Here is a 25,894-nt window from a genome sequence, read left to right on the forward strand (position 1 = left end):
TCGACAGACGCTGGAACGGGGATCGCGCCCCGGCGGCGCGGGCAGTTGTAGCTGCGCTCCAGCTCTGCTCCAGAGCGGCCGGTGACGATCGGCACCGGTCCAACGGGAGGAGAGTTCATGCGCTGGGACGACATCCACGTCGCCGCGGTGGGCACCTGGCTGCCGGAGCCGGTCTCCGCGGCCGACGCGGTGCGGGACGGGCGGTACACGCGGGAGCGGTACGAGACCTTCGGCTACGAGTCGGTGCTGCGGACGGCCGAACTCGCCCCGCCGGACATGGCCGTGCACGCCGCCGGGTCCGCGCTGAAGCGCTCCGGGGTGGACCCGGAGGAGTTCAGCCTGCTGATCCACGGCAGCCTGTGGTTCCAGGGCCTGGACATCTGGCCCACCGCCTCGTACATCGCGCAGCGGACCGTCGGCCGCCATGTGCCCGCCCTCGATGTGCAGCAGCGCTGCAACGTCGGCGTGAGCGGCATGGAGCTGGCCGCCGCGCATCTCACCTCCGGCCTGCGCGGGGGCCGCGCAGTGATGCTGACCACCGCGGACCGCTGGTCCGGGCCCGGCGTCAACCGCTGGGCCCTGCACGACATGAGCGTCTACGGGGACGGCGGAACGGCCGTCGTGGTCACCCGCGGCGGGGGCTTCGCCCGGCTGCTGGCGACCGCGACCGCGGCCGACAACTCGCTGGAGGGGCTGGCCCGCGGCGACGAGCCGTTCCGTACCGCCTCCGCCGCGGCGGCCACCCCCGTCGACCTGACGCTCCGCTCGCACGCGTACATCAGCGCGGGTGACGACAGCGAGATCACCATGCGGATCGCCCGGACCATGATCAGGGCGAAGAAGGAGGCCCTCGCGGACGCGGGGCTCACCACCGCCGACCTCGCGAAGATCGTCACACCGGCCACCGGACGCCGCAAGGGAGACCACCAGCTGCACCACATGCTCGGCGTGACCGAGCAGCAGACGACGTGGGACTACGGGCGCACGACCGGGCACGTGGGCGCCGGTGACTGGGCGGCCGGTCTGGCCCATCTGGTGGAGACCCGGGCGGTCGCGCCCGGGGACAAGGTGATGCTGTTCGGCGGCGGCGCGGGTTACACCTGCACCGTGGCCGTCCTGGAGATCAGTGAGGTGCCGCAATGGTGACCGCGGTCGAGCGCCCCGCGGCGGCGCTGTCCGCCGGGACCGTTCCCGGGCTGCTGGCCGCCGCGGTGGCCGCCCACCCCGGAGCCCCGGCGGTACGCGACCGGCACGGGTCGTGGACCTACGCCGAACTCGACGCGCAGAGCCGGGCGTTCGGCTCCTGGCTCGCTCGTGAGGGGGTGTGCCGCGGCGACCGTGTGCTGCTGCGGGCGGGCAACACCCGGGAGTTCGTGGCAGCGCTCTTCGGCACGCTGCGTATCGGCGCGGTGTGCGTGCCGGTCAACCCGGCGATGAAGCGCTTCCACCTGTCGTCGGTGACGGCCGACAGCGATCCGGCGCTGGTGGTCGCCCGGGACGAGGACGTACCGCTCTTCGGCGAGCTGACGGACCGCCCGGTGCACGGGCTCACCCGCGTGTGGGGCGAGGTGGCCGGGCTGCTCGGCGCCCCGGCCGCGGACCAGGAGGTCGCCCCCGACGACCTCGGGCTGCTCATCTACACCTCGGGCTCGACCTCCGCCCCGAAGGCCGTGGCAGGCCCGCACGCAGCGATCCTGTTCGCCACCCGCGCCATCGACGAAGTCCTGCGCTACCGCGCCGACGACGTGGTCCTGGTGGCCATTCCGCTCTCCTTCGACTACGGGCTCTACCAGGTCTTCCTCTCCGTGCTCGCCGGTGCGCAGGTCACGCTCACCGAGCCCGAGGGCCATCTGCGGCTGCTCAGCACGCTCCACGACCACGGCGCGACGGTCGTCCCGGTGGTGCCGTCGCTCGCCGAGATGCTGCTGCGCCTCGCCTCCCGCGACCGGCGTGAGCCGCCCCCGGTGCGGCTGTTCACCAACACCGGCGCCGCGCTCAACGCGCCCGTCATCGAAGCGCTGCGCCGGACCTTCCCGCACGCCCGGGTCGCCCCGATGTTCGGCATCACCGAATGCAAGCGGGTCACCGTGCTCGAACCCGACGGCGACCTGGCGAAGCCCGGCTCACTGGGGCCGGCGCTGCCCGGCACCCAGGTGCTGATCCTTGACGAGGAGGGGCGCGCGCTGCCCGCCGGAGAGACCGGCGAGATCGCGGTCCGCGGCCCGCACGTCATGGCGGGCTACTGGGGCGCCCCGGAGATCACCGCCCAGCGCTTCCGCACGGACCCGGTGACGGGCGAAGTCACCCTGCACACCGGTGACTACGGCCATCTGGACGCCGACGGGCACCTGTACTTCCAGGGCCGCCGCGACGACATGTTCAAGCGGCGCGGCACCCGGATGAGCGTCCTGGAGATCGAGAGCGCCGCCCTGGACATCGAGGGCGTCGAGGCCGCCGCGGCGGTCCCGCCGGGGGAGGGGCACGACCTCACCCTCTACGCCGTCACCGCCCTCGCGCCCGACGAGGTCGTGGCCGGGCTCACCGACCGCCTGGAGGCGGAGAAGGTGCCGGCCGAGTGCCGGGTCCTGGCCGCCCTCCCGCTCACCCCCAACGGCAAGACCGACCGGCAGGCGCTGCGTCACCGTACCGCCGTACAGGAGCCGGAACAGCCGCCGGAATAGCCACCGGACAACCGCCGAACCGACGAAGGAGACCTCTCTCATGACAAGACAGTGGGACGAGCGCTTCACGGCGCTGCTCACCTCGGTGCTGCCGGCCGGCGCCCGCACCGCCCCGGTCCCCCCGGACCTGGACCTGAAGAAGGCCGGACTCGATTCCCTGGCCACGATCGAACTGCTGGTGTCGCTGGAGGACGAGTACGGGGTGGAGATCCCCGAATCCGCCCTGACCAGCGCCACGTTCGCCACGCCCGCCGCGCTCTGGCAGGTCCTCCAGGAGCAGGGGGCGCGGCCCGCCGCCCTGCCGTCCGCCGCCTGACCCCCGCACCCGGCTACCACCCCACAGGAGAGACACCATGAACTTTGTCCACATCGCCATCGGCATCGGCGCCGCCGCCCTCATCGGCTTCCTGGTGAAGGTGGTGGCCCGCCGGAAGGGCTGACGACGGCACGGCGCGGGGGCGGGTTCCACGGTGTGGGGCCCGCCCCCGCGCGCTTCCCGGCAGGCCGCCGCAGCTCAAGAGGGACGCGAGGCGCACTCCATGCCCCGGCGGCACGCTGGGTCGTGCAGTGATCCACGTCCGAGTCCGAGCCGCGAGGAGCACGGATGCGCGTACTGATGACGACCGTTCCGGTGCCGGCCCACCTGGCCGCCATGGTGCCGCTGGCCCGCGCGCTGCGCGCGGCCGGGCACGAGGTGCTGGTCGCGGGGCAGCCGGACGTACAGCCCACGGCACGCGCGGCGCGGCTGGCGGCGGTCTGCGTCGGCGGCTGGTACCACGCGGACGACGACCTCTTCACCGGACTGCCGCCCGGCAGCCGCCCGCTCCAGATCTCCGGACGCCCCTCCTCGGCCCAACTCGCCGCCGGAGTGAAGGGGTTCGCCGGCCACGCCCGGTACATGGTGCCGCGCTACCTGGAGCTGGCCCGCGAGTGGCGCCCCGATGTGGTGGTCGGCTCGCAGTACGAGTTCGCCTCACCGGTGGTCGCCGCCGTGCTGGGCGTCCCCGCGGTCTCCCACCGCTCCGGCGTCGACGCGCTGTCGGCAGGCCTGCGCGGTATGGCCGCGTTCTTCCTCACCGGACTGTGCCGCCGGCTCGGTGTCGACGGCCTGCCCGCCCCGGACCTCGTACTCGACCCGTGCCCAGCGGCCCTCCAGCACGCGGGCGCCGCGCCCGGCCTGCCGATCGGCCCCGAGCCCCTGGAAACCGGCGGGGAGCACGCCGGGCGGCGGGGTGTGTACGTCGACCTCTCCGACCGGACCCGGGCGCTGTACGGCCGTGCGCTGCCGCCCGCGGTCGAGGCCGCGGTCGGCGGACCGGACGGCGTCGGCTTCGCCCCGTCCATGGCCGGATGCGCGGCGGTCGTCCACGACGGCAGCGCGCAGGCGGCCTTGGCGGCGGCCTCGCGGGGACTGCCGCAGCTCGTACTCCCGCAGGTCATGGAGGAGTTCGCGACCGGGGACGCGGTCGCCGCGGCGGGCGCCGGGATCATCCTCGACTCGGCGGCGGCACAGGACGACCCGGCGCGGATCGGGTCCGGGCTGCGCCGGCTGCTCGGCGAGCCGGGCTTCGGCGCCGCCGCGGGCCGGCTCGCGCGGCAGGCCGCCGCGATGCCGGCGCCCGACCGGCTCGTGGCCGAAGTGCACCAGCTCGCCACCACTCACCGAACCCGACGGAGGAACGCAGCATGACCGACGGCAGCACGAAGGAGGCGCCGGCCGCCGCGCCGGACGCGGGACCCGCGGCCCTGCCCCCGCACAGAATGGGCCGCAAGCACTTCAAGCTCTTCATCCTCGGCGCGCTCGCGGCCATGCTGCTCTCCTTCCTCGACGAGAACATCGTCACCAGCGCCGCCTGGCAGCTGACCAAGGAGCTCGACCCGGCGCACGGGCTGGACCGGATGCCCTGGCTGATGACCGCCTACGTGCTCGCCGCCACCGCGAGCCAGCCGCTCTACGGCAAGCTCAGTGACCTGTTCGGTCCCAAACCGGTCTACGTGTGCGCGATCTCGCTCTTCCTCGTGGGCAGCGCGCTGTGCGGGCTCGCCGGGACCATGGGGGAGCTGATCGCCTTCCGGGCCGTCCAGGGGCTCGGCGGCGGCGGGCTGATGAGCATCACGCTCGTGATCATGGCGACCGTCATGCCGCCGCGGAAGCGGTCCAGCGGCACGGGCGTGGGCGGCGGCCTGGTCGCCCTCGGCATCGTCGTGGGCCCGCTGCTCGGCGGGGTCCTGTGCCAGTACCTGTCGTGGCGCTGGATCTTCTACGTCAACCTGCCGCTGGGGCTGTTCACGCTGGCGATGGCGGTGTACGCGCTGCGGCTGCGGCCGCGCGAGAGCAGCGTACGGCGGATCGACCTGCTGGGCGCGGCGCTGGTCACCGCGGGCGCCTCGGCCCTGCTGCTGATCGCCCGCTGGGGCGGCAGCACCTACGCCTGGAGCTCGCCGCAGATCGTGTGGACGGCGTGCGGCGCGGCCGTGCTGATCGTCGTCTTCGTCTGGTGGGAGACCCGGGCGGCCGAGCCGATCCTGCCGATGTCGCTCTTCCGGCACAGGGTCTTCCGGGCCGCCGCGCCGCTGCAGTTCATCGGCGGGTTCGCGGTGCTGGCGGTGCCGGTGTACGTGATCACGTACCTGCAGATCGCGCGCGGGGCGAGCACCCAGGGCTCCAGCCTGCGGCTCGCCCCGATGGCACTGGGCGTCGTCATCGCCATGACGTACTCGGGCAAGATGATCACCCGGCTGCAGCGGTTCAAGCCGGTGCTGGTGCTCAACACCACGGTGGCCGTCGTCGCGCTCGCGCTGTTCGGCCTCGTCGACGCGCACACCGGCACGGTGGAGATCAGCCTGCTGCTCGTGCCGCTGGGCTTCGGCCTCGGCGGAGTGGTGCAGGTGGTGCTCCAGACGGTGCAGGCGGCGGTCGAACCGGACCGGCTCGGCGTCGTCACCTCCGGGGCGCGGTTCTTCATGACGCTCGGCAGCGGCTTCGGCGCCGCCGTACTGGGCGAAGTGCTCTCCCACCGGTTCGCCGCGCTGCTGCCCGGCGGCACCCCGTCCGCCGGGCACGCCGCGGTGACGCGGGCCTACGCCTCGGCGACCGCGACCACGTTCCTGGTGGCGGCCGGGGTGATGCTCGTCGGGCTGGCCCTGGCGCTCGCCATCCCGGATGTGCCGCTGAAGCCCGATCCCCAGGAGGAGGACGACGCGCCGGAGCCCGCGGCCGGACCGGCGCCGGGACCCGTGCCCGCGCCGACGGTGCCGGACCGCTACGTCCCCGTCCCATAGCCAGGGCGGGTGCGACACCCCCGAACCATCCGCACCCGCCCCTCCCGTGACGCCCCGCCCCGCCCCCGTTGGGGCGGGGCGTCACCGATTCGCCACCCGACCCGTTCCCGCCCCTTGCGTCCGTTGGGAGTCCGCATGCGCGTCCTGATGCTCAACACCCCCGTACCGACCCACTTCACCCCGCTGGTGCCGCTCGCCTGGGCGCTGCGCGCGGCGGGGCACGAGGTGGTGGCCGCCGTACAGCCCGATGTCGTGCCCGCGGCACTCTCGGCGGGGCTGCACACCGTCCCGATCGGTGATCCGTACTACGTCGACGACCTGCTCGGCGGCGGGCTGCCGGCGGGGAAGCGGCTGCGGGAGGTGCGCGAGCGGCCCGGGCCCGAGGGCCTCGCGGGCGGCGCCAGGGTGTGGATGATGCACGCCAAATACCTGCTCCCCGAGCACCTCGCGTTCGCCCGCGCCTACCGGCCCGACCTGATCGTGGCCGACATGCTGGAGTACACCTCACTGATCATCGGCGGGGTGCTGGGCGTGCCGGTGGTGCACCACCGCTGGGGGCTCGACCCGATCTCGACGGGCGCCCGCGACACCGCCCGGACCACACTGCACGCCACCTGCCGGCGCGCCGGCCTGGACGGTCTGCCCGATCCGGCCGTGCTGCTCGACCCGAGCCCGGACGAACTGCGGCTGCCCGGCACCGCCCCGGGCACGCCGATCCGCTACGTCACGTACAACGGCCCCGGGAAGCTGCCGGAATGGCTGTACGAGGCGAAGCCCGCGGGCCTGCGCAGGGTGGTCGTGTCGCTGGGGACCAGCACCCTGGAGCTGGGCGGGCTGCCGATGCTCGGCAACGTCCTGCGCGGCCTCGCCGGCCTGCCGCGGACCGAGACGCTCGCCACCGTGCCCGCGAAGTACCGGGACACGCTCGGTGACCTCCCGGACGGCGTACGGCTGATCGACCCGGTCCCCCTGCAGCCGCTGCTCGGCACCTGCGACGCGGTGGTCCACCACGGCGGGGCCGGCACGATGATGACGGCGACGTCGGCGGGGCTGCCGCAGCTCGTCCTCCCGCAGATCATGGACCAGTTCCCGCACGGCGACGCGCTGGCGGCGGCGGGCGCCGGGATCGTCGTGGCCGACGCGGCCGGGCAGGACGACCCCGCGGCGGCAGGCGCGGCCGTGGCACGGCTGCTGGACGTCCCGGAGTACCGGCTGCGCGCCGGGAAGCTGGCCGCCTCGATGGGATCGATGCCGTCCCCGGCGCGGGTCGCGGAGGACCTGGCGACCCTGCGGTGAGCGGCGGACAACGCCCGAGGGCCGGATTCCCGTGGGGGAGTCCGGCCCTTCTCCGCTGTCCGGGGCTCAGCCGGTGAACAGCTCCTCGGCGATGCGGATCGACGGATTGCCGTACGCGATGTGCCGCAGCACCTTGCCGTACAGCGGAGTGCGCTTGAGCAGCGCGGCGAGCGCCGGGCGCAGCCGGGTGGCCAGAACGCCCTGGCCGAGCATGGCGCTGCTCTGGATGCGCTGGGTCTTCAGCACCGCGGCGATGTCCGGCCCGCGGCGCTGTTCGAACCGGCCGAGGTACGCGGCGCTCGTGTCGCCGTCGGCGAGCGACCCGACCAGCAGCGGGTGGAGCAGGACGGCGTCCTGGACCGCCAGGTTGATGCCCTGGGCGCCGATCGGGCTGTGGGTGTGGGCGGCATCCCCGATGCAGACCATGCCGCCCACCGCCCACCGCTCGGCCCGTCCGGAGAAGACGTCGAGCAGGGTGATGTCCTTGAACGAGGTGATCTGCTCGCGGATCAGGTCCGCGTAGGGCGGGGCGGCGGCGGCCAGCTGCTCCTTGACGTGGGCGAGGCCGCGGCTCGCCACCTCCTGGTAACCGCCGTGCGGCAGGGTCCAGCCGATCTGCACCCGGTCCGGCCAGGATTCGTACGCCAGCAGCGGACTGCCGCCGTGCCGGAAGACCCGTACGTCCCTGACCGTGTCGCGCACCCGCGCCTCGGGGACCCGCAGTTTGAACCACAGGACGTCGAGGTCGAAGGAGTCCTCGCGGCCCGCGTCGATGCCGGCCAGGCGGCGCAGCTTGGAGAAGCGGCCGTCGGCGGCGACCACGCAGTGCGCCCGCACCTCGTGGCCGCCGGTCGTCACGCCGGTGACGGCGCCCGTGTCGTCCTTGAGCAGCCCGTCGGCGCGCTCTCCCGCGAGGTGGTCGAAGCCTTCGAACTTCGCGCAGTGGGCGAGGAGTTCGTCCAGGACGTGGGCCTGCGGGATGGACAGCAGGTGGTCGTAGGGCGCCGGCAGCGCGCGGTAGTCGATGTCCAGGAGCACCCGGTCCCGCTCGACCAGCCGGAACCGGGAGTGCTCGTGGCAGCCTCGGGCACGCGCCCCGGCGAGCACGCCCAGCTCGTCGAGCAGCCGCATCGCACCGGGCTGGAGGATCTCGCCGCGGAACTCGCGCCGGTGCGCCCGTGACCGCTCCACGAGCGCGACCCGTACACCCGACTTGAGCAGCAGCAGCGCGAGGACGAGACCGGCCGGGCCGCCGCCGACGACGCAGACGTCGGTGTGCAGCCCGGCGCGTTCCCGGTCGGCGGCGGTCCGCGGCCGGTCGGCGCTCATCGGGTCCCGGCGACCGGCTTCGCGGTCACCCTGCGGATCGTGGCGAGCTCGGCGAGCGCCGCGTACTGCGGCAGCGCCTCGGCCCGCTCGGCGGCGGCCCGGTCGGTCCAGCTCGCGGCGGCGGTGTAGTGGCCGGGGCGGGGCAGCGAGCGGGCCAGGTCCAGCCACCCCAGTGCGCCGGTGTCCGCCGCGGCGTCGGCGAAGGCGCGGAAGGCGGCCTCGAACTCGCCCGCGTCACCGTTCGCCTCGATGAACATGACCGTCACGGCCGAGGTGCTGGACGCGGTGCCGGTCACGCGGAAGACGCCCATGGACGGATCGGCCTCGACGTCCACGATCCGGTGGAACTCCTCGGCGTGTGCCTGGAAGGTCTCGCTGCCGAGGACCTGCTTGAAGTCCTCGGGCGTCGCCCACCAGCCCAGGTTGACGTAGGTGCCGGCCCGCTCGGTGTCCCGCACCGCCTGGTGGGCGAGGAAGCCGTCGCGGGCGCGCATCCACCCGACGTGCTCCAGGAACTGCTCCTCGAAGGCGTCGGCCCCGGCCGGGTCCTTGAGCGTGAAGGTGTTGACGACGGTGAACTCGGGCATGTCCGCTGCCTTCCGTGGGGTCTGCGTGGTGGGTTCGGGGTGGACGGTCCGGATCAGCAGGTCGCGCAGCTCCCGGCGCTGGATCTTGCCGTTGCCGTTGCGCGGAATGGCGCCGACGGCCGCGGCGTGCCGGACCCGCTGGTAGTACGGGAGCCCGGGGTTGACGTCGGCGAGGACGCCGGCCGCGCTCGCCGTACCGGCGTCGAGGACGAGCAGCGCCCCGGCGACGGCCGAGGAGTACGCGTCGGGCAGGTCCACGACGACCGCTTCCTTGACGGCCGGGTGGGCGAGCAGCGCGCGCTCCACGTCGGAGGGGGCGACGAGGAAGTTGTCGCACTTGAAGACGTCCTTGAGGCGGTCGACCAGGAACAGCCTGCCGTCCTGGTCGATCCGCCCGACGTCGCCGGTGGAGAACCAGCCGCCGTCCTCCAGGCCGGTGCCGTCGAGGTAGCCGGACATGACCTGGGGCCCGCGCAGCTGGACCTCGCCGGCCTCGCCGGTGCCGAGCACGGCGCGGGTGTCGACGTCGACGATCCGGCATTCGGTGCCCGGCACCGGCCGCCCCACGGATCCGTGCACCGGGTGGCCGGGGTCGTCGCTGTGGGTCAGCGGCGAGGTCTCGGCGAGCCCGTACCCCTGGAAGACGGGCACCCCGAACCGTTCGGTGAGGCGGGTCGCGGCCCATACCGGCAGAGCCGAGCCGCCGGAGGCGATCCGGGCCACGGTGCGCAGCGCCAGGCTCTCCAGCGACGGATCGGAGGCGAGCCGGGCGAGCCGGACCGGCAGGCTGTAGTAGTGCGTGGCGCCGTACCGGTTGGCCGCCGCCACCGCGTCGGCCGGGTCGGGCCCGGCGAACAGCACCTGGGTGGCCCCGGCCTGGACCGCGGAGTTGAGGTGCATCGGGTGGTAGGTCGGCAGGTGGTTGAGGGTGACCGAGGCGGCGTCGAGCTGGTGGGCGGCGGCGGTCTGGGCGGCGTTCACCGTCAGGTTGCGGTGGGTGAGCGGGACCGCTTTGGGCAGGCCCGTCGTGCCGCTGGTGAACTGGAGCGCCGCCACGCCGTCCGGCGCGGGCCCGCCCGGCTCCGGCGCGCCGTCGGCCAGCGTCTCCAGGGTGGGGCCGCAGGCGCCGCGGGTGTCGCCGATGAGTACGACGTGCCGCAGCTCGGGCAGCCGGTCGCGCAGGGTGGTCAGCCGCTCGGCGACCACCGTGTCGACGAGGGCGACCCGTGCCCCGCTGACCGACAGCACGTGCAGCAGCCCCTCCTCGCGCAGCAGCGGGTTGACGACGGCCGCGACCTGCCCGGCGCGCATCGCCGCGTAGTAGGCGACGGCGAAGTCCGGGTGCAGGACCGATGCCACGGCGACCGTGCCGCCGGGCTCGGGGAGCAGTTCGCGCAGCCCGGCCGCGACCGAGGAGACCCGCCGCTCCAGCTCGGCGAAGCCGATCGCGCGCCCCTCGGCGACGATCGCGGTGCGGTCGCCGTGGCGTTCCGCGGCGGCGGCGAGCAGCCCGTCGACGCGGGGCGCGGCCGGCCGGGGAACGCCGTCCGCGGCGGACGGCGGCGGGTCGAGGACGTCAGCCACGGCGGCTCTCCGCGTACTGGCGGGCCAGGTTCATCGTGGCGGTGCTGTTGGTGCTCAGGGCGCGGTGCACATACGCGCGGGCGTCGGCGACCGTCTTCCCCTCGCCCAGCACGCGCTCGATGGTGTCGGTGCGCAGGGTGACGTCGTGCCGGGAGGTCACGTCGACGCCGGTGCCGGACGGCACGATGGTCCAGGCGCCGGTGTGCGCCGTCATCAGCAGCGGCACGGTGGTCTGCTTGTAGACGATCCGGTCCGCGGCGAAGCAGACCCGCACCGACTCGGTGGTGTGGGTGGAGCCGTCCTTGGTGCTGGTGTCCATCCGCATCACCTGCACGCCGGGATCGTCCTCCGTGAGGTCGAGGGCGGCGACGTGCGGGAGGCGCTCGGGCCACAGGTCGGCCCGGTCGAGGAACGCGTAGACGTCGGCGCCGTCGCCCTCGATGTGCACGGTGTCCTCGAAGGAGAACTCCAGCGCGGCCAGCGCGTCACCGAGTTCGGCGATCTCCCGGATCCCGGCGAGTTCCTGCGCACTGTTGACGTCCAGGGCCTGCCGGATCCACGCCACGTTCTCCGGGGCGTCGTCGATCGCGCTGAAGTCGTGCTTGAGCTCCAGCCTGCTGCGGTCCTCGCCGAGGGCGGTGACGATCCACTCGCCGCCCATCGAGGCGACCGGCGGGGCGGAGACGACCTGCCGGAAGGTGACCCGCAGTCCTTCCGGGTCCAGGGTGCGCACCGAGGACCAGGTTTTTACCCTGCCGCCCGCGGTCGCCCAGATGCGGATCCGCTCCCGGCCCGGCTCCTCCTCCAGGTGCTCGACGTGGACGTTGGGCTTGAACCGCTGCGGCCAGCGGCGGGCGTCGGCGATGATCGCGTAGACCGCCGCCGCGGGCGCCGCGATCTCGGTCGCGTGGGTCGTCTCGTACTGCGTCAGCTGCTGTACCGGTGCTGTCATGGCGGTGTCGCCTCCCAGGTTCCGTACGGGGGTCAGAAGTTGCCCAGGCCGCCGCAGACGTTGAGGGCCTGCGCGGTGATGGAGGCGGCCGTGTCGGTGGCGAGGTAGCCGATCAGGCCGGCGACCTCCTGCGGGGTCGAGTAGCGGCCGAGCGGGATCTTGGCCTCGAACTTGGCGAGGATCGCGTCCTCGCTGGTGTCGTACGCCGCCGCGTACCCCTGGCGGACCCGCTGGGCCATCGGGGTCTCCACGTAGCCCGGGCACACGGCGTTGACGGTGACGCCGGTCGGGGCCAGCTCGTTGCCGAGCGCCTTGGTGAAGCCGACGACGCCGTGCTTCGAGGCCGAGTAGGGGGCACCGAGGACGACGCCCTGCTTGCCCGCCGTGGAGGCGACGTTGATGATCCGCCCCCAGCCGCGCTCCTGCGCGCCGCCCTGGGTGAGGAATTCCCGGGTCACCCGGAAGACACTGTTCAGGTTGGTGTTGATGACGTCGTCCCACAGCTCGTCCCCGATCTGCGCGGTGACGCCGCCGCCGCTGCGGCCCGCGTTGTTGACCAGGACGTCGAGCCGGCCGTATGTCTCGACGGCCGCCGCCACCAGGGCCTTGACCGACTCCGGGCTGCGGACGTCGGCGGCGGTGCCGGACGCCCGGTGGCCGGCGGCGCGCAGCTCCTTGACGGTGAGCTCGACCGCCTCCTGACCGCGCGCGCAGATGAACACCGCCAGCCCCGCCTCGGCCAGGGCCCTGGCCGCCTCCAGCCCGATCCCGCTGGTGGCCCCGGTGATCAGGGCAACGCGCTGCTGCTCGTGCGCCATGTCGTGCACTCCTCTCGACTGTCGTTGCGGCCAACCTGCCGACGAGCGCTTGTGAGGAGATCGAGCAGCGGTGGACAGCGCGCGCTCCGCCGGTCTTCCAGCGCACCGCGAGGACGGGCGGCGAGGCTCGGCCGGGACAGCACAGCCGCAGGCAGAAGGGACCGCCATGACCGTGACGGAGACGGAGAACGCGCCGGCCGTCGGCTCCGCCGAGCTGTACCAGCAGGTGCAGCAGTTCTACGCGCAGCAGATGCAGCTGCTCGACTCCGGGCGGGTCGGGGAGTGGGCCGAGACGTTCACCGAGGGCGGGGTCTTCGCCGCCAACGCCAAGCCGGAGCCCACCACGGGCCGCACGGCGATCGCCGCCGTCGCCGGGCAGGTGACGGACGAGTACGCGAGGATGGGCGTGCAGCGCCGCCACTGGATGGGGATGGTGGCGATCGACGGGGTGAACGGGGACCGCGTCAAGGCCCGTTCGTACGCCTTGGTCATCGAGACGAAGCACGGCGGCAAGCCGTACATCAAGGCCAGCACGACCTGCGAGGACGTGCTGGTCCGGGTGGGCGGCCGGTGGCTGGTCGAACACCGCCTCATCTCCCGCGACGACCTGGTCTGACGTCGCTCGCCACGACGGCACACGCGTGCGGGCCGCCCGGCACCTGCTGGGCGGCCCGCACGCGTGTGTGTGTCCTACGAGTGGGGGCCGCCGTACGAGCGCGTCGCGGCGAGCTCCCCCTCACGCAAAGAGAGGCCCGGCCGCCAACTCCTCGATTTCCGGGACGATGTGGGCGGGCAGCGGCATGTCCCGCATCTCCCGCGCGCAGGCCCGTGCGCTCCGCGCGTAGGCAGGATCGTTCAGCAGGTCACCGACGGCGGCGCGCAGGGCGGCCGGGTCGTTCTGCTGTCCCGGGCCGACGCGCAGTCCGGCGCCGGCGGCGGCGAGCCGTTCCCCGTACACCTCCAGGGCGGGCAGCGCCTGGGGCAGCACCAGTTGGGGCAGGCCGCGGCCGAGCGCGGTCAGCCCGGTGCCGGCGCCGCCGTGGTGGATCAGCGCGTCACAGCCGTCGAGGAGCAGCGAAAGCGGGGCGGGCGGCACCACCCGCACGTTGGCGGGCACCGGACCGAGCTGCCCGGCATGCGGTTCACCGAGGGTGATCAGCGCGGTTACGCCGTCGAGCCCGTCGAACGCCTCGGCGAGCGCGGAGATGCCGCTGACGCCGCACTCCTCCACGGTGCGCGCGCTGTAGGAGACGCAGACCGTCCGCCCGTCGCCGTCCCCGGCGCGCCGGGCGGGGTACTGCCCGGCGCCGTTGTACGGCACGAACCGCACCGGCCGTCCCGGCGCGGTCCCCGGGGCCAGCAGGCTCGGCGGGCAAGGGTCGAGCAGCAGCGCGGGCTCGGGCAGGCCGCCGTGCGAACCGGCGCTCTCCGCCAGGTCCTTGAGCGCTCGCGCGGCGGGCTCCCGGGCCTGGGTGGTGAGCAGGTCGGGACCCCAGCGGTGGACGATCACGGGCACGCCGAGCGCGCCCGCGACGATCGGGCCGCAGAACTCCAGCGGGTCGCAGACCACCACGTCGGGCCGCCACTCGCGGCCCAGCTCCAGGTAGCCGTCGAGGACCCGGCCGACCCGGCGGCGCCAGTTGGCGGCGAGCTTGTCCCAGTCGGGCTGCCAGCCAGGGCCGGTCGCGGGCGCCGGGGGCCGCTCGCGCGCCGGGGGCCGGGGCGGGGCGGGTTCGGCGCGTACGGCGACCGTGTGCAGCCCGGCCGCGCGGGCCGTCTCGACGGCCGTCGGCTCGCCGCACAGCAACACGTCGTGCCCGGCCGCGGCGAGCGACCAGGCCAGCGGGACGATGGGCAGCAGATGACTGTTGACGGGGGTCACCACGAGCAGCACACGCACGCCCGTTCCCCTCCCTCTCGGTGGTTGTCGGGTAGAGGCCGGTGCCCCGGCACAGCGGGCGCTGTTCCGGGGCACCGGCGGTGATCAGGCGGCGAGGCCGGCCTGCGCCTGGGCCAGGCTCTCGTTGATGAACTCCAGCAGAAGGCGCGGCGTGTGGGCCTCGGCGACGACGTCGTCGGAGAGGCGGATGCCGTACTCGCACTCGATGTGCCCGGTGGTCTGGAGCACGGCGAGGGAGTCGTAGCCGAGCTCGTCGAGGGGCACGTCGAGGACGTCGCCGTCGAGGTCGACCCCCTCGGACTCGCCGGCGCACTCGCGGAGCAGGGCGGTCAGTTCGGGCAGTGTCATGGTCGGTACCTTTCGTTCGTCATCGGTGACGCGTGGTGGTGGGCCGGCCCGGGGGCCGGGTCAGGCGTGGGTGACGACCGCGGCGGAGTTGAATCCGCCCTGACCGCGGGCGACCACGAGCGCGGTGCGCACCGGCGCGGACCGCGCGCCGGTCACCAGGTCGAGCCGGATGCCCTCCCCGCGACCGCGCACGTTGACGGTCGGCGGGATGATCCCGTCCCGTACGGAGAGGAGCGCGGCGGCCACGTCGAGCGAGGCGCCGCCCGCGGAGAGCCGTCCGGTCATCGTCTTCGGGGCCGTGACGGGGACCGCCTCGGCGCCGAAGACGGCGGTGATCGCGTCGGCCTCCGCGCGGTCGAGCTCAGGCACCCCGGCGGCGTCGGCGAACACGACGTCCACCGCCTCCGGGGTCACACCGGCGTCGGCCAGGGCGAGCTCGATCGCCTTGCGGAGGGCCGGCTCCCGGCCGGTGCCGGGCGCCGGGTCGAACGTCGCCGCGTACCCCGCCAGCCGCCCGTACACCCGGGCGCCGCGCTCCTCGGCGGCGGCCGCGTCCTCCAGGATCAGCAGGGCGCCGCCCTCGCCGGGTACGTGGCCACGGGCGTCCGCGTCGAAGGGCAGGTAGGCGCGGTCGGGTTCGTTCACCGGGCTGAGGCGCCCGCCGGACAGCATCGCGGTCCAGCCCCACGGGCAGATCGCGCCGTCCACACCGCCGGAGACGATCAGGGCGCTGCCCTTGCGCAGCTGGCGCCGCGCCTGGGCGAGCGCGTCGAGACCGCCGGCCTGCTCGCTGACGAGCACGCCGCTCGGCCCGCGCATCCCGTGGCGGATGGAGATCTGGCCGCTGTTGACCGCGTAGAACCAGGCGAAGGACTGGTACGCGCTGACGTGCTGCCCGCCCTTGCTCCACAGCGCCTCCAGCTCGCGCTGCCCGAACGCGAAGCCGCCCGCCGAGCTGGCGGTGACCACGCCCGCGGAGAACTCCGGCAGGTCGCCCGGGGTGACGCCGGCGTCGGCGATGGCCTCCTGGGCGGCGGCGAGCGCGAGCCGGGTCATGTGGTCGGTCTGCGGCAGCAGCCGGGAGGGGATGTGTTCGGCCGGGTCGAAGCCGGGCACCTCGCCGGCCAGCCGGGACGGGTACCCGGTGGCGTCGAACCGGGTGACCGGGGCGATACCGCTCCGCCCGGCCAGGGTCGCCGCCCACCAGGCCGCGGTGCCCAGACCGTTCGGGGCCGTGACCCCGATGCCGGTGAAGACGCAGGTACGGCGAGCGGTCCCGACGGGGCGCTCCAGCAGTTCGGTCATCACGCTTCCTTCCCGGTCGCCCGCTTCTCGGCGCGGGTCAGCACCATCGCGCTCTGGAACCCGCCGAACCCGCTGCCGACGGTCAGGACCGTGTCGGTGCGGGCCTCCCGGGCGGTGAGCGGGATGTAGTCCAGGTCGCACTCCGGGTCGGGCTCGTGCAGGTTGGCGGTGGGCGGCAGCACGTTGTGCTCGATGGCCAGCGCGCAGGCCGCGATCTCCAGGGAGCCGATGGCGCCCAGCGAGTGGCCGATCATCGACTTGATGGAGCTGACGGGCGTGGCGTAGGCGTGCTCGCCGAGACTGCGCTTGAAGGCCGCGGTCTCGTGGCGGTCGTTCTGCTTGGTGCCGGAGCCGTGCGCGTTGACGTAGTCGACCGCGGTGGGGTCGAGCCGCGCCTCGTCGAGGGCGACCCGGATCGCCTCCGCCATCTCCTTGCCGTCCGGGCGCAGTCCGGTCATGTGGTACGCGTTGCTGCGCGAGGCGAACCCGGAGATCTCCGCGTAGATGTGGGCGCCACGCGCGCGGGCCCGTTCCAGCTCCTCCAGGACGAAGACCGCCGAGCCCTCGCCGAGGACGAAGCCGTTGCGGGTCCGGTCGAAGGGGCGGGACGCGTGCTCCGGGTCGTCGTTGCGCGGCGAGGTCGCCTTGATCGCGTCGAAGCAGGCGACCGAGATCGGGGAGATCGGCGCCTCCGTGGCGCCCGCGATCATGGTGTCGGCGCTGCCCTCGCGGATCAGCTCCACCGCATGGCCCACCGCGTCGAGCCCGGAGGTGCAGCCGGTGGAGACCACCGCCGTGGGCCCCTGCGCACCGGCCTCCCAGGCGACCTCCCGGGCGAACGAGGCGGGCACGAAGTAGTCGAACAGGTGCGGCACCGCGTAGCGGTGGTCGACCAGCCAGTCGGCGCCGCCGTTGCTCACCACCGCGTACTCGTTGTCGAGGCCGGTGGTGGCGCCGACCGCGCTGCCGATGGTGACCCCGGTGCGGAACGGGTCCCCCCGGTCGAACGCGATCCCGCTGTCGGCGATCGCCTCGCGGGCACCGGCCAGGGCGAACTGCGCGGCCCGGTCCATCCGCCGGACCTGCTGCGGGGTCAGCCCCGCCGCGACCGGGTCGAAGTCGGCCTCGGCGGCGATCCGGGAGCGGTACGGGGCGGCGTCGAAGAGCGAGATGCTCCGGGTGGCGGTCCGCCCGTCGGTGAGCAGCGTCCAGAATTCCTTGGTGCCGACACCGCCGGGCGCCACCACGCCGATGCCGGTGATGACCACGCGCCGGCTCATCGCCGCCTCCCGACGGGCCGGGGCGCCCCGGCCCGGGTCCGGTCGAGTTCTGTGTTCACGGCCGCATCACCTCTTCACTGCGTTGATCGGTCTCCACGACTGTCGCTTCCGTCTCTCGACGCGCACTCAACTCGGCCCGGAACTCCGCCCGGTGCTCGTCCCGGAGCCGCAGCGCCGCTTCGCGCAGCAGCAGCGGGGTGTCCCGCAGCCGTACGAAGAAGTGCGTGCCGGGCATCGTGCGCAGCGTGAAGCCGGACGGCGCGTAGTCGGCCCACTCGGCCATGCCGACCAGCGGGGAGATGGGGTCCTGGCGGGCAGCCAGCGCCAGCAGCGGCGCCTTGAGCGGCGTACGGTCGGTGGCGCACAGCGCCTCGGCGAGCCGCAGGTCGTCGCGCAGCGCCGGGAGGACGCGCCGCTCCCACAGCCGGCCCCCCTCGGCGGCCTCGGGCGGCAGCGTCCCGTACGAGACGAGCAGCCGCAGCAGCTCCGCGTCGGGCAGATGCGCACCGCGGAGCACCGGCGAGCGCAGGTGCGGCGGCTGTACGGCGCCGACCGCGACCAGCGCGGGCGCCGGCAGCCCGGCCCGCTCGCGGGCCCGCGCCAAGGTGTAGGCGACGAGGCCGCCGAGGCTGTGGCCGTAGAGGATGTACGGGCGGTCCGTCAGCAGGCCGCCGAGCATGTCCTCCAGTTCGACGAGGAGTTCGTCCGGGTCGGTGATGCGCGCCTCGCGGACGCGCCGCTCGCGGCCCGGCAGCAGTACGGGTACGACCTCGGCGGCGTCGCCGATGACGCCCTGCCACGGCGCGAAGCACGAGACGCCGGCTCCGGCGTGGTGGAAGCAGATCAGCCAGGGGGGCTCCGCCGGGCGTCTCATTCGTCCACCAGGGCCACGGCCCGCGTCCACCCGGCGCCGGCGCCGGTGATCTTCACGGGGAAGCAGGCCACCCGGAAGCCGTACGGGCCGGGCAGGGCGTCGAGATTGGCCAGTCGTTCGATCTGGCAGTACTCGCGGCGGCGGCCGGCGAAGTGCGCGGGCCACAGCACCGAGCGGTCACCGGTCTCCTGGTAGCGGCGGATCATGTCGGTGAAGGGCGCGTCCAGGCTCCACGCGTCCGTGCCGATCACCCGCACCCCGAGGTCCAGCAGGTGGTCGGTGGCGGGCCCGTCGAGTCCGGCGAAGTCGGTGAAGTACCGCGGGGTGCCGGCGTGCCGGGAGGCCCCGGTGTGCAGGATCACGATGTCCAGCGGCCGCGGCGTGTAGCCGATGTCCGCCAGCGCCTTCTCGATCCGCTCGCGCCCGATGACGCCGGCCCCCGCGTCCCGCACGTCCAGCACGACCGCCGGGCGCAGGAACCAGTCCAGCGGCATCCGGTCGATGGTGCGGGGCACGCCGTACTCGCCCCTGGAGCCGTAGTGCGAGGGGGCGTCGACATGCGTGCCCGTGTGGCTGGTGAGGGTGAGGGTGTCGAGCGAGAGCAGCTCTCCGCCGGGCAGGTCGGCCGGGTCGAAGTCGAGGCCGAAGTGGACTTTCATCTCCTCGGCCATGTGGCGGGCGCCCTCCGCGGGCGTCATGATCTCGTGGACGACCGGGTCCGGCTCCCAGCCGGACGCGTCGACCGGGGACGACAGGTCTATGACGGGCACAGTGAACCCCCAACGGCATGGCTCGGATCGCGCTGTGCGGTCACAGCGGCGGAACGTCCGTACATGCGGGCCACTGTGCGGTCCGGTGCTGGAGGCGTGATCGAGTCACGGCACTGCCCCGCTCGACACCGCGGTGTACGAACGGGGCAGTGACCGGGAGAGGCGGGGCGGCGGGCGGGCCGGTCAGCCCGCGAAGAGTCCGAGGGCCGGGCCGCGGTGTCCGCCGGTGTGGTCGAGCGCCGGGTCGCCGCCCAGCACGGTCCGGTGGAGCCGCTGGAGCCGGGGCGAGGGGTCCACGCCGAGCTCGTCGACCAGGCGCCCCCGCAGCGCCTGGTAGGTCTCCAGCGCCTGCCACTGCCGGCCGGAGCGGTAGAGGGCGATCATGAACTGTGCGTGCAGGCCCTCGTGCAGGGGGTGGCGCACCGTCAGGGCGCGCAGTTCGGCGAGGAGGTGGCTGTGCATGCCGAGTTGCAGCTCGGCGTCGATGCGCCGCTCCAGCACGCCCAGGCGGCTTTCCTCCAGGCGCACCAGCTCGACCTCAAGCGTCGGACCCGTCTGCACGTCCACCAGGGCGGGACCGCGCCACAGCGCCAGCGCCCGCCGGCACAGCCGCGCGACGGCCGCCGCGTCACCGGCGTCGGCGGCGGTGCGGCTCTCGGCGACGAGCCGGTCGTAGACGTGTACGTCGACCGCCTCGGGGTCGATGCCCAGCAGATATCCCCCGTACCGGGTGACCAGCACGTCCTTGCTGCCGACCGGGGAGTCGGGGCCGAGGGCCGCGGCGATGCGCCGGCGCAGCTGGAGGATGTAGGTCTGCAGTGTGGTGGGCGCGCTGCGCGGCATGTCCGCGCCCCAGATCTCCTCCATCAGCGTGGGGACCGGCAGCACCTGATTGGCGCAGACGGCGAGCAGCGCCAGGATCTGCCTGGGCTTGCTCGCGGTGGGGACGATGGAGACACCGCCGGTCTCCGCGCTGAGCGACCCCAAGAGCTTGATGTCCATTGGTTCCTCCGAGACAGCATGGCCCGCCGGATACTCCGATCGATTCGGTCCGGATTCCAGAGCCTCTCGAAAGTGCCATCCGGGCCCCGCCGGCCGACAGTGCCGGACTCCCGAACCGGGCATGTGTTTCCACCGGTCCCGGGCATGAGATTTTCACCCGCGCCTCGTGAGGCCGACACTGGCCCGCTCCCGCGCCGGTCAGCAGACTCTGTCCTGCCCGGCACCGCTCACCACGGCGGCACCGGACGCCGCCGTCCGACCAGCGGCGGGCGGACACTTCGACGGGTACACAACGGGAGACGACGATGAACGCGATGCACGCCGGGACCGCGCCGGGACTCGATGACCTGGTCATCGAAGAGCTGAACCACGACCTGGCCGTCAGCGACGCCAGTGTCTGCTTCTGCGAAGTCGGCCTGCTCACCGTCGCGCCGGGCGCCGACAGCGGCATCGCGCTCTGATGGTCGCCACCACGGGGGACGGCAGCACCGGGCTGCTGGGATTCAGACCGCATCTGTGTGTGGAGCAGGTGCCCGGCGAAGCCGTGTACGTGCTCTCCGACCAGCGGGCCACCGCGCTGCACGGCGAGCAGATCGCCTGCCTCGCCCCGCTGCTGGACGGCACCCGGTCCTTGGACCAGGTGGTCGAGGACGCCGCCGCGGCGCTGCCCGCCGAACAGACGGCCCGGCTCATCGCCCGGCTCTCCGACGCCGGGCTGGTCTCCACCCGCCCGGACGGGGCCGCGGCCGGCGGGACGGCCGCCGAAGCGGCGTACTGGGAGGCCGCCGGGCTCGACGGTGCCGCCGCCACCGTGGCGCGCGCCGCCGCCACCGTGCACGCCGCGGCCGTCGGCGGCACGGACCTCGCCGCGCTCCGGCGGGCCCTGCGGGGCACCGGACTGCGTACGGTGCCGGCGGGCCGGGCGGACACCGCCGATCTCACCGTCGTCCTGTGCGACGACTACCTCAACCCGGCGCTGCGCACCGTCGACGCCGAACACCGCGCCGCCGGACGGCCCTGGCTGCCGGTGATGACGGACGGCACCCGGCTGTGGATCGGCCCGTTCTTCGGCCGCTCCGGGCAGGCCTGCTGGGCGTGTCTCGCCGACCGGCTGTGGCGCGGTCGCCAGGTCGAGGCGCACGTACAGCACTCGCTGCGCCGCACCGGGCCCGTGCCGCGCCCGCAGTGCGCCCTGCCCGCCACCCGGCAGGCGGGCATGCACCTCGCCGCGTCCGAGGCGGCCAAGTGGCTCGCCGGCCGGCGGCACCCGGACCAGCACACCCTGTGGACGCTCGACACCCTCACCTTGGAGGGCGGCCGCCACCCGGTGCACCGGCGCCCGCAGTGCGACCACTGCGGTGACTCCGGCCTGGTCGCCGCACGTGTCAACGCGCCGCTACGGCTCACCTCGCGCCTCAAGCGGGACACCGCGGGCGGCGGCCACCGCGCCCTCACTCCGCAGCAACTCCTCGACACGTACGGCCACTTGCTCGACCCCGTGACCGGGCTGGTCAAGGAAATACGACAGGACTCGCGCGGCCCGGCGTTCCTCAACTCCTTCCACGCCGGCCTCAATCCGGTCTCCGATCCGCGCGGCATCGGCGCCGTCCGTGCCTGCCTGCGCAGCACCAGCGGCGGAAAGGGCACCACGGCGCTCCAAGCCCGTACCGGGGCGCTGGCGGAGGCACTGGAGCGGCACTCGGGGTACTTCCAGGGCGACGAGCCGACGGTGCGCGGAACCTACCGCTCGCTGGCCGCCGACGCGGTCCACCCCGACGCCGTACAGCTCTACGACCGGCGGCAGTTCGAGCAGCGGGAGGGCTGGAACGCCGAGCACGGGCCGGCCCAGCAGGTCTGTGACCCCTTCGACGACGACGCCGAGATCGACTGGACGCCGGTGTGGTCGCTCACCGAGCAGCGGCACAAGCTGCTGCCGACCGCGTTCCTCTACTACAACGTCCCGCAGCCGCGCGGCCGCGCGTACTGCATGGGAACCTCCAACGGCGCGGCTGCCGGAGGCAGCCTGGAGGACGCCGTGCTCCAGGGCTTCCTGGAACTCGTCGAACGGGACGCGGTCGCGCTGTGGTGGTACAACCGCTCCCGCCTGCCCGGGGTGGACCTCACCGCCTTCGGCGACGCGTGGACCGGCGAACTGCGGGAGGTGCACGCCTCGCTGCACCGCGAGGTGTGGGCGCTCGACCTGACCACGGACTTCGGCATCCCCGTCTTCGCCGCCGCATCGCGCCGCACCGACAAGCCCGAGCAGGACATCGTCTTCGGCTTCGGCGCGCACTTCGATCCGCGGACGGCACTGCGGCGGGCGCTCACCGAGCTCAACCAGCTGCTGCCGAACGTGGTGTCGGCCGCCGCCGACGGCTCCGGCTACGGCATCTCCGACCCGGGGGCGCTGCGCTGGATGCGTACCGCGACGGTCGACAACCAGCCCTACGTCGTGCCGGACCCCGGCCGGGCCGCGACCCGGCCGCAGGACCACCCCTACACACCGCGGGCGGACCTGTACGACGACCTCGCCGCCGTCGAGGAGCTGGTCCGCGGGCGCGGGCTGGAACTGCTCGTGCTCGACCAGACCCGGCCCGACGTGGGGCTGCCGGTGGTCAAGGTCATCGTGCCGGGGCTGCGTCCGCACTGGCCCCGGTTCGCGCCGGGCCGCCTGTTCGACGTACCCGTCGCACTCGGCAGGACCGACCGGCCGACCCCCTACGACGAACTCAATCCCATCCCACTCTTCTTGTGACGGCCCGCATGAGCATCAACGGACTCGCTGCCTTCGATCTGTACGAGTACTACTCGCTGCGCGAGGACACCCACGTGGACTTCGGCACGGATCCCGGCAGCCCCTTGGTGCTCACGACACCCGACGGCCTGCACCGCGTCGACCGGCCCAGCGGCCTGCTGCGCGACGCGGTGCGCCGCATGCTGCTGGGCGCGGTGTCGCTGCGCAACGTGGTCGCGGACTTCCCCGCCTACGACACTCCCCCCGAGTCGCTGGACGGGGAGTCCCGGCGCCTGCTGGCCGAGCTGGAACGGCTCCAGGAGATCACGGTGCGCACGCTCGCCGTCGGCGCGCGCCCGCTGCTGTCGCTGGTCCCGCTGGACCGGGACGCCCGGCTGGCCCCGCGCCCGATGCCCGCCGTACGGGCCGGCCGCCTGGCGCGGTCGGCGGTGGTGCGGCGGGCGGGGGGCGGACTGGTGCTGGAGTCGCCGCGGGCGCACTACCGGGCCGAGCTGCACGGGCCGGAGGCGCTGCGGGTGCTGGACCTGCTGGGGGCCGGCGGCGCCGAGGGGCCCGGGTCCGCCGCCCCGCAGCCGGTTCCGCTTCCGGCCCCGGTCGTCGCCGCGGCCATGGCGTACCTCGCCGCCGCGGGCCTGGTGGACGCGGCGCCCACCGCGGTGAGCAGCGAAGACCACCAAATCTGAGCGAACCGTCCGGTCTTCCGTATCCCATGCTCTCGGGTAGATTTCCGGCGGGAACAGATCGCCTTCTGTAAACGCTGGGGGGAGCATTGAAGGCCATACGGTTCGGCATCCGGGCGTCGGATTCGCTGAGAGCCATGCGGGACGACCTGCCCACGCGGCTGGCCATGGCGTCCACCCTCGCGGTGGTCGTCGGGTTCTGTGTCATCGACGCCGCCTTCGTCATCAGCGGGCAGCCGCCCGCGTGGCGGCTGGTGCTCGCCGCGGCCTTCCTCGCCGGGAACCTCGCCCTCCAGCTGTGCCACTCGTTCCCGCGGCTCCTGCGGCTGCCGCAACGCTCGCGCCACTGGACGCTGGCCCTCCAGGCCCTGCTGGCCTTCGCCCCCATCCCGCTCTTCGGCGACGCGCTGATGGGCATGCCGCCGCTGCTGGGCGCCTCGGTGCTGCTCGTGCTGCCCGCGGTCGCGGGAATCCCCCTGTGTGCCGCGGTGGCCGGGGTGACGCTGGGCGTCACGTTCCTGCTCGGCGAGGGCTGGGACGCGGTGTACGGGTGCGTGGAGTTCGTCCTCAACACGCTGGTGGTCTTCGGGCTGTCGCGGTTGACGGATCTGGTGGCGGAGGTGCACCGGTCGCGGGCGGAGCTGACGCGGCTGGCGGTTACGGGTGAGCGTTTGCGGTTCGCGCGGGATCTGCATGATCTGCTGGGGTACAGCCTGTCGACGATCACGTTGAAGTGTGAGCTGGCCAATCGGCTGATTCCGCGGGACACCGGGCGTGCGCAGCAGGAGCTGGTCGAGGTGCTGCACACCAGTCGTCAGGCGCTGGCGGATGTGCGGACGGTGGCGCGGGGTTATCGGCAGATGTCGCTGGCCGACGAGGCGGACTCGGCCCGCACCATGCTGGCCACCACCGGCGTGCAGACCACGATCGATATCGATGGCAGCGCGCCGTTGTCCGCGGAGGCGGACACCGTCCTTGCGACGGTTTTGCGTGAGGGGCTGACCAATATGCTCCGCCACAGCAAGGCGGAGCGGTGTGTCATCACCACCACCCACACCCCGCACTCGGTTCGGTTGCGTCTGACCAATGACGGGGCCACCGAGCCGTCGGCCACGGCCGCCGGGAACGACAGCGGCAGCGGGATCGGCAACCTCACCACCCGCGTCACCGGGCTGGGCGGCACGCTCACCGCCACCCACCAAGGCCAGTGGTTCCACCTCACCGCGGAAGTACCGCTGGACCCGGCACCGGGCCGACGCGGTGAGAGCGACACCGACGGATACGCGCCGCCCGGGCCCCGCCCCACCCTGGCACCCCGCACGGCCAACGCCCTGACCGTGGCCGCCCTCGTCATGTACCTCCTCCAGGGCGTCGTCTACATGGCGGTGGCCCCTCTCACGCCCGCGCAGCTGCCGGTCGCCACGGTCCTCCTCGCCTGCGGCATCGCGCTCCAGGCGCGGCAGACCTTCCCCCGCATGCTGCCCCGGCTGCCGCTGCGCCACCGGCACTGGACACTGGCGCTTCAGGCCGTGCTCGCCTTCGTGCCGTACGCCTGGTACGGGCAGAACTGGATGGGCGTGCCGGGGCTCGTCGCCGGCACCGCGCTGCTGGTGCTGCCGCGCGCCGCCGCATGGACCGTCTTCGCCGCCGTGACGGTCGGCAACGAGATCCTGCTGGTCCACCTGGGCATCACGCAGTTCACGATCGTCTTCTACACCGGCTTCATGACGGCCATGACGGGCCTGGTGGTCTTCGGGCTGTCGCGGTTGACGGATCTGGTGGCGGAGGTGCACCGGTCGCGGGCGGAGCTGACGCGGTTGGCGGTTACGGGTGAGCGTTTGCGGTTCGCGCGGGATCTGCATGATCTGTTGGGGTACAGCCTGTCGACGATCACGTTGAAGTGTGAGCTGGCCAATCGGCTGATTCCGCGGGACACGGGGCGTGCGCAGCAGGAGCTGGTCGAGGTGCTGCACACCAGTCGTCAGGCGCTGGCGGATGTCCGTACGGTGGCGCGGGGCTATCGGCAGATGTCGCTGGCCGACGAGGCCGACTCCGCCCGTACGATGCTCGCCACCACCGGTGTGGACACCACCATCGACATCGATGCCACCGCGCCGCTGTCTCCGGAGGCCGACACCGTCCTTGCGACCGTGCTGCGGGAAGGCCTCACCAACATGCTCCGCCACAGCAGAGCCGAGCGGTGCATCATCACCACGACCCATACCCCGCACAGCATCCGGCTCCGCCTGACCAACGACGGAGCCACCCAGCCCCCGGTCACCGCCGCTGCCGCCGACGACAGCGGCAGCGGGATCGGCAATCTCACCACCCGTGTGACCGGGCTGGGCGGCACCCTCACCGCCACCCACCAGGACCAGTGGTTCCACCTCACCGCGGAAGTACCGCTCGACCGCACTCCCGCGACCGCCGACGCGTGAGCCACCACCGCCG

22 protein-coding genes are annotated in these 25,894 nt (G+C 73.6%); 11 read left to right on the plus strand and 11 right to left on the minus strand.

Features of this window, described 5'->3' with window-relative positions:
• Positions 1 to 117: 117 nt before the first annotated feature.
• The 6 genes from IH45_RS0117815 to IH45_RS0117845 all read left to right on the plus strand — a co-directional run bounded on the left by IH45_RS0117815 (position 118) and on the right by IH45_RS0117845 (position 7,259).
• Entirely contained in the window at positions 118 to 1,146 is a 1,029-nt protein-coding gene (locus IH45_RS0117815; RefSeq protein ID WP_030668689.1) for a ketoacyl-ACP synthase III family protein, read from the plus strand.
• Positions 1,140 to 2,681, plus strand: coding sequence for a class I adenylate-forming enzyme family protein (locus IH45_RS0117820; protein ID WP_050514939.1), 1,542 nt, complete (start codon positions 1,140 to 1,142; stop codon positions 2,679 to 2,681). The genes IH45_RS0117815 and IH45_RS0117820 overlap by 7 nt, the downstream gene beginning before the upstream one ends.
• 40 nt (positions 2,682 to 2,721) lie before the next feature.
• Entirely contained in the window at positions 2,722 to 2,997 is a 276-nt protein-coding gene (locus IH45_RS0117825) for a phosphopantetheine-binding protein (protein WP_030668693.1), read from the plus strand.
• A 288-nt stretch (positions 2,998 to 3,285) separates the two neighbouring features.
• Positions 3,286 to 4,371, plus strand: coding sequence for a nucleotide disphospho-sugar-binding domain-containing protein (locus IH45_RS0117835; protein ID WP_030668694.1), 1,086 nt, complete (start codon positions 3,286 to 3,288; stop codon positions 4,369 to 4,371).
• Positions 4,368 to 5,963: an MFS transporter gene (locus tag IH45_RS0117840; RefSeq protein ID WP_050514940.1), complete on the plus strand. Its 1,596-nt coding sequence runs from the start codon at positions 4,368 to 4,370 to the stop codon at positions 5,961 to 5,963. Before IH45_RS0117835 ends, IH45_RS0117840 begins: the two co-directional genes overlap by 4 nt.
• A 135-nt stretch (positions 5,964 to 6,098) precedes the next feature.
• Positions 6,099 to 7,259, plus strand: coding sequence for a nucleotide disphospho-sugar-binding domain-containing protein (locus IH45_RS0117845; RefSeq protein WP_030668698.1), 1,161 nt, complete (start codon positions 6,099 to 6,101; stop codon positions 7,257 to 7,259).
• 66 nt (positions 7,260 to 7,325) lie between these two features.
• Here the strand turns inward: IH45_RS0117845 and IH45_RS0117850 are convergent, their stop codons facing one another.
• The 4 genes from IH45_RS0117850 to IH45_RS0117865 are packed head-to-tail and all read right to left on the minus strand — an operon-like array spanning position 7,326 to position 12,529.
• Positions 7,326 to 8,588 (minus strand): FAD-dependent monooxygenase, encoded by a 1,263-nt coding sequence (locus IH45_RS0117850; protein ID WP_050514941.1) that lies wholly within the window; start codon positions 8,586 to 8,588, stop codon positions 7,326 to 7,328.
• Positions 8,585 to 10,759, minus strand: a complete 2,175-nt coding sequence (locus tag IH45_RS01000000143735; protein WP_063763012.1) for an AMP-binding protein — start codon at positions 10,757 to 10,759, stop codon at positions 8,585 to 8,587. Before IH45_RS01000000143735 ends, IH45_RS0117850 begins: the two co-directional genes overlap by 4 nt.
• Positions 10,752 to 11,711, minus strand: a complete 960-nt coding sequence (locus IH45_RS0117860; RefSeq protein ID WP_030668706.1) for an aromatase/cyclase — start codon at positions 11,709 to 11,711, stop codon at positions 10,752 to 10,754. Before IH45_RS0117860 ends, IH45_RS01000000143735 begins: the two co-directional genes overlap by 8 nt.
• Before the next feature lie 32 nt (positions 11,712 to 11,743).
• Positions 11,744 to 12,529 (minus strand): SDR family NAD(P)-dependent oxidoreductase, encoded by a 786-nt coding sequence (locus IH45_RS0117865; protein ID WP_030668709.1) that lies wholly within the window; start codon positions 12,527 to 12,529, stop codon positions 11,744 to 11,746.
• Positions 12,530 to 12,695: 166 nt separating this feature from the next.
• Between IH45_RS0117865 and IH45_RS0117870 the strand changes: the two genes are divergently transcribed.
• On the plus strand, positions 12,696 to 13,145 hold the full coding sequence (locus IH45_RS0117870; RefSeq protein ID WP_030668712.1) for a nuclear transport factor 2 family protein: 450 nt from the start codon (positions 12,696 to 12,698) through the stop codon (positions 13,143 to 13,145).
• Positions 13,146 to 13,265: 120 nt separating this feature from the next.
• Here the strand turns inward: IH45_RS0117870 and IH45_RS0117875 are convergent, their stop codons facing one another.
• The 7 genes from IH45_RS0117875 to IH45_RS0117905 all read right to left on the minus strand — a co-directional run bounded on the left by IH45_RS0117875 (position 13,266) and on the right by IH45_RS0117905 (position 20,008).
• The gene (locus tag IH45_RS0117875) at positions 13,266 to 14,429 is read right to left on the minus strand and encodes a nucleotide disphospho-sugar-binding domain-containing protein (protein ID WP_030668715.1); all 1,164 of its coding nucleotides are present in this window, start codon (positions 14,427 to 14,429) and stop codon (positions 13,266 to 13,268) included.
• A gap of 84 nt (positions 14,430 to 14,513) precedes the next feature.
• A complete protein-coding gene (locus IH45_RS0117880; protein WP_030668717.1) occupies positions 14,514 to 14,777 on the minus strand; it encodes an acyl carrier protein in 264 nt (87 codons plus the stop codon).
• A gap of 60 nt (positions 14,778 to 14,837) precedes the next feature.
• A complete protein-coding gene (locus IH45_RS0117885; protein ID WP_050514942.1) occupies positions 14,838 to 16,082 on the minus strand; it encodes a ketosynthase chain-length factor in 1,245 nt (414 codons plus the stop codon).
• Positions 16,082 to 17,362 (minus strand): beta-ketoacyl-[acyl-carrier-protein] synthase family protein, encoded by a 1,281-nt coding sequence (locus IH45_RS0117890; protein ID WP_030668722.1) that lies wholly within the window; start codon positions 17,360 to 17,362, stop codon positions 16,082 to 16,084. Before IH45_RS0117890 ends, IH45_RS0117885 begins: the two co-directional genes overlap by 1 nt.
• A 55-nt stretch (positions 17,363 to 17,417) precedes the next feature.
• On the minus strand, positions 17,418 to 18,236 hold the full coding sequence (locus IH45_RS0117895; RefSeq protein WP_050514943.1) for a thioesterase II family protein: 819 nt from the start codon (positions 18,234 to 18,236) through the stop codon (positions 17,418 to 17,420).
• Positions 18,233 to 19,006 carry a cyclase family protein gene (locus IH45_RS0117900; protein ID WP_030668728.1) on the minus strand — a complete coding sequence of 258 codons (774 nt, stop codon included), beginning with the start codon at positions 19,004 to 19,006 and terminating at the stop codon, positions 18,233 to 18,235. The genes IH45_RS0117895 and IH45_RS0117900 overlap by 4 nt, the downstream gene beginning before the upstream one ends.
• A gap of 183 nt (positions 19,007 to 19,189) precedes the next feature.
• Positions 19,190 to 20,008, minus strand: coding sequence for an AfsR/SARP family transcriptional regulator (locus IH45_RS0117905; RefSeq protein ID WP_030668732.1), 819 nt, complete (start codon positions 20,006 to 20,008; stop codon positions 19,190 to 19,192).
• A 305-nt stretch (positions 20,009 to 20,313) separates the two neighbouring features.
• On the opposite strand from IH45_RS0117905, the gene IH45_RS1000000148755 reads away from it, so the two are divergent.
• From IH45_RS1000000148755 to IH45_RS1000000145855, 4 genes are all read left to right on the plus strand, one after another.
• On the plus strand, positions 20,314 to 20,469 hold the full coding sequence (locus tag IH45_RS1000000148755) for a hypothetical protein (RefSeq protein WP_158813131.1): 156 nt from the start codon (positions 20,314 to 20,316) through the stop codon (positions 20,467 to 20,469).
• Positions 20,469 to 22,763, plus strand: a complete 2,295-nt coding sequence (locus IH45_RS0117915; protein WP_030668735.1) for a TOMM precursor leader peptide-binding protein — start codon at positions 20,469 to 20,471, stop codon at positions 22,761 to 22,763. Before IH45_RS1000000148755 ends, IH45_RS0117915 begins: the two co-directional genes overlap by 1 nt.
• 8 nt (positions 22,764 to 22,771) lie before the next feature.
• Positions 22,772 to 23,446 carry a hypothetical protein gene (locus IH45_RS1000000147895; RefSeq protein ID WP_158813133.1) on the plus strand — a complete coding sequence of 225 codons (675 nt, stop codon included), beginning with the start codon at positions 22,772 to 22,774 and terminating at the stop codon, positions 23,444 to 23,446.
• A 134-nt stretch (positions 23,447 to 23,580) separates the two neighbouring features.
• Positions 23,581 to 25,881, plus strand: coding sequence for a sensor histidine kinase (locus IH45_RS1000000145855; RefSeq protein WP_158813135.1), 2,301 nt, complete (start codon positions 23,581 to 23,583; stop codon positions 25,879 to 25,881).
• Positions 25,882 to 25,894 lie beyond the last annotated feature (13 nt).

Source organism: Streptomyces rimosus subsp. rimosus, assembly GCF_000720725.1.
In the GTDB taxonomy this organism is placed as follows: Bacteria; Actinomycetota; Actinomycetes; order Streptomycetales; family Streptomycetaceae; genus Streptomyces; species Streptomyces rimosus_A.

Bases quoted from the DNA above. Each gene is read 5' to 3' on its own strand.
- IH45_RS0117815 (WP_030668689.1), top strand. From the start codon at position 118: ATGCGCTGGGACGACATCCACGTCGCCGCGGTGGGCACCTGGCTGCCG.
- IH45_RS0117820 (WP_050514939.1), top strand. From the start codon at position 1,140: ATGGTGACCGCGGTCGAGCGCCCCGCGGCGGCGCTGTCCGCCGGGACC.
- IH45_RS0117825 (WP_030668693.1), top strand. From the start codon at position 2,722: ATGACAAGACAGTGGGACGAGCGCTTCACGGCGCTGCTCACCTCGGTG.
- IH45_RS0117835 (WP_030668694.1), top strand. From the start codon at position 3,286: ATGCGCGTACTGATGACGACCGTTCCGGTGCCGGCCCACCTGGCCGCC.
- IH45_RS0117840 (WP_050514940.1), top strand. From the start codon at position 4,368: ATGACCGACGGCAGCACGAAGGAGGCGCCGGCCGCCGCGCCGGACGCG.
- IH45_RS0117845 (WP_030668698.1), top strand. From the start codon at position 6,099: ATGCGCGTCCTGATGCTCAACACCCCCGTACCGACCCACTTCACCCCG.
- IH45_RS0117850 (WP_050514941.1), bottom strand. From the start codon at position 8,588: ATGAGCGCCGACCGGCCGCGGACCGCCGCCGACCGGGAACGCGCCGGG.
- IH45_RS0117860 (WP_030668706.1), bottom strand. From the start codon at position 11,711: ATGACAGCACCGGTACAGCAGCTGACGCAGTACGAGACGACCCACGCG.
- IH45_RS0117865 (WP_030668709.1), bottom strand. From the start codon at position 12,529: ATGGCGCACGAGCAGCAGCGCGTTGCCCTGATCACCGGGGCCACCAGC.
- IH45_RS0117870 (WP_030668712.1), top strand. From the start codon at position 12,696: ATGACCGTGACGGAGACGGAGAACGCGCCGGCCGTCGGCTCCGCCGAG.
- IH45_RS0117880 (WP_030668717.1), bottom strand. From the start codon at position 14,777: ATGACACTGCCCGAACTGACCGCCCTGCTCCGCGAGTGCGCCGGCGAG.
- IH45_RS0117885 (WP_050514942.1), bottom strand. From the start codon at position 16,082: ATGACCGAACTGCTGGAGCGCCCCGTCGGGACCGCTCGCCGTACCTGC.
- IH45_RS0117890 (WP_030668722.1), bottom strand. From the start codon at position 17,362: ATGAGCCGGCGCGTGGTCATCACCGGCATCGGCGTGGTGGCGCCCGGC.
- IH45_RS0117895 (WP_050514943.1), bottom strand. From the start codon at position 18,236: ATGAGACGCCCGGCGGAGCCCCCCTGGCTGATCTGCTTCCACCACGCC.
- IH45_RS0117905 (WP_030668732.1), bottom strand. From the start codon at position 20,008: ATGGACATCAAGCTCTTGGGGTCGCTCAGCGCGGAGACCGGCGGTGTC.
- IH45_RS1000000148755 (WP_158813131.1), top strand. From the start codon at position 20,314: ATGAACGCGATGCACGCCGGGACCGCGCCGGGACTCGATGACCTGGTC.
- IH45_RS0117915 (WP_030668735.1), top strand. From the start codon at position 20,469: ATGGTCGCCACCACGGGGGACGGCAGCACCGGGCTGCTGGGATTCAGA.
- IH45_RS1000000147895 (WP_158813133.1), top strand. From the start codon at position 22,772: ATGAGCATCAACGGACTCGCTGCCTTCGATCTGTACGAGTACTACTCG.
- IH45_RS1000000145855 (WP_158813135.1), top strand. From the start codon at position 23,581: ATGCGGGACGACCTGCCCACGCGGCTGGCCATGGCGTCCACCCTCGCG.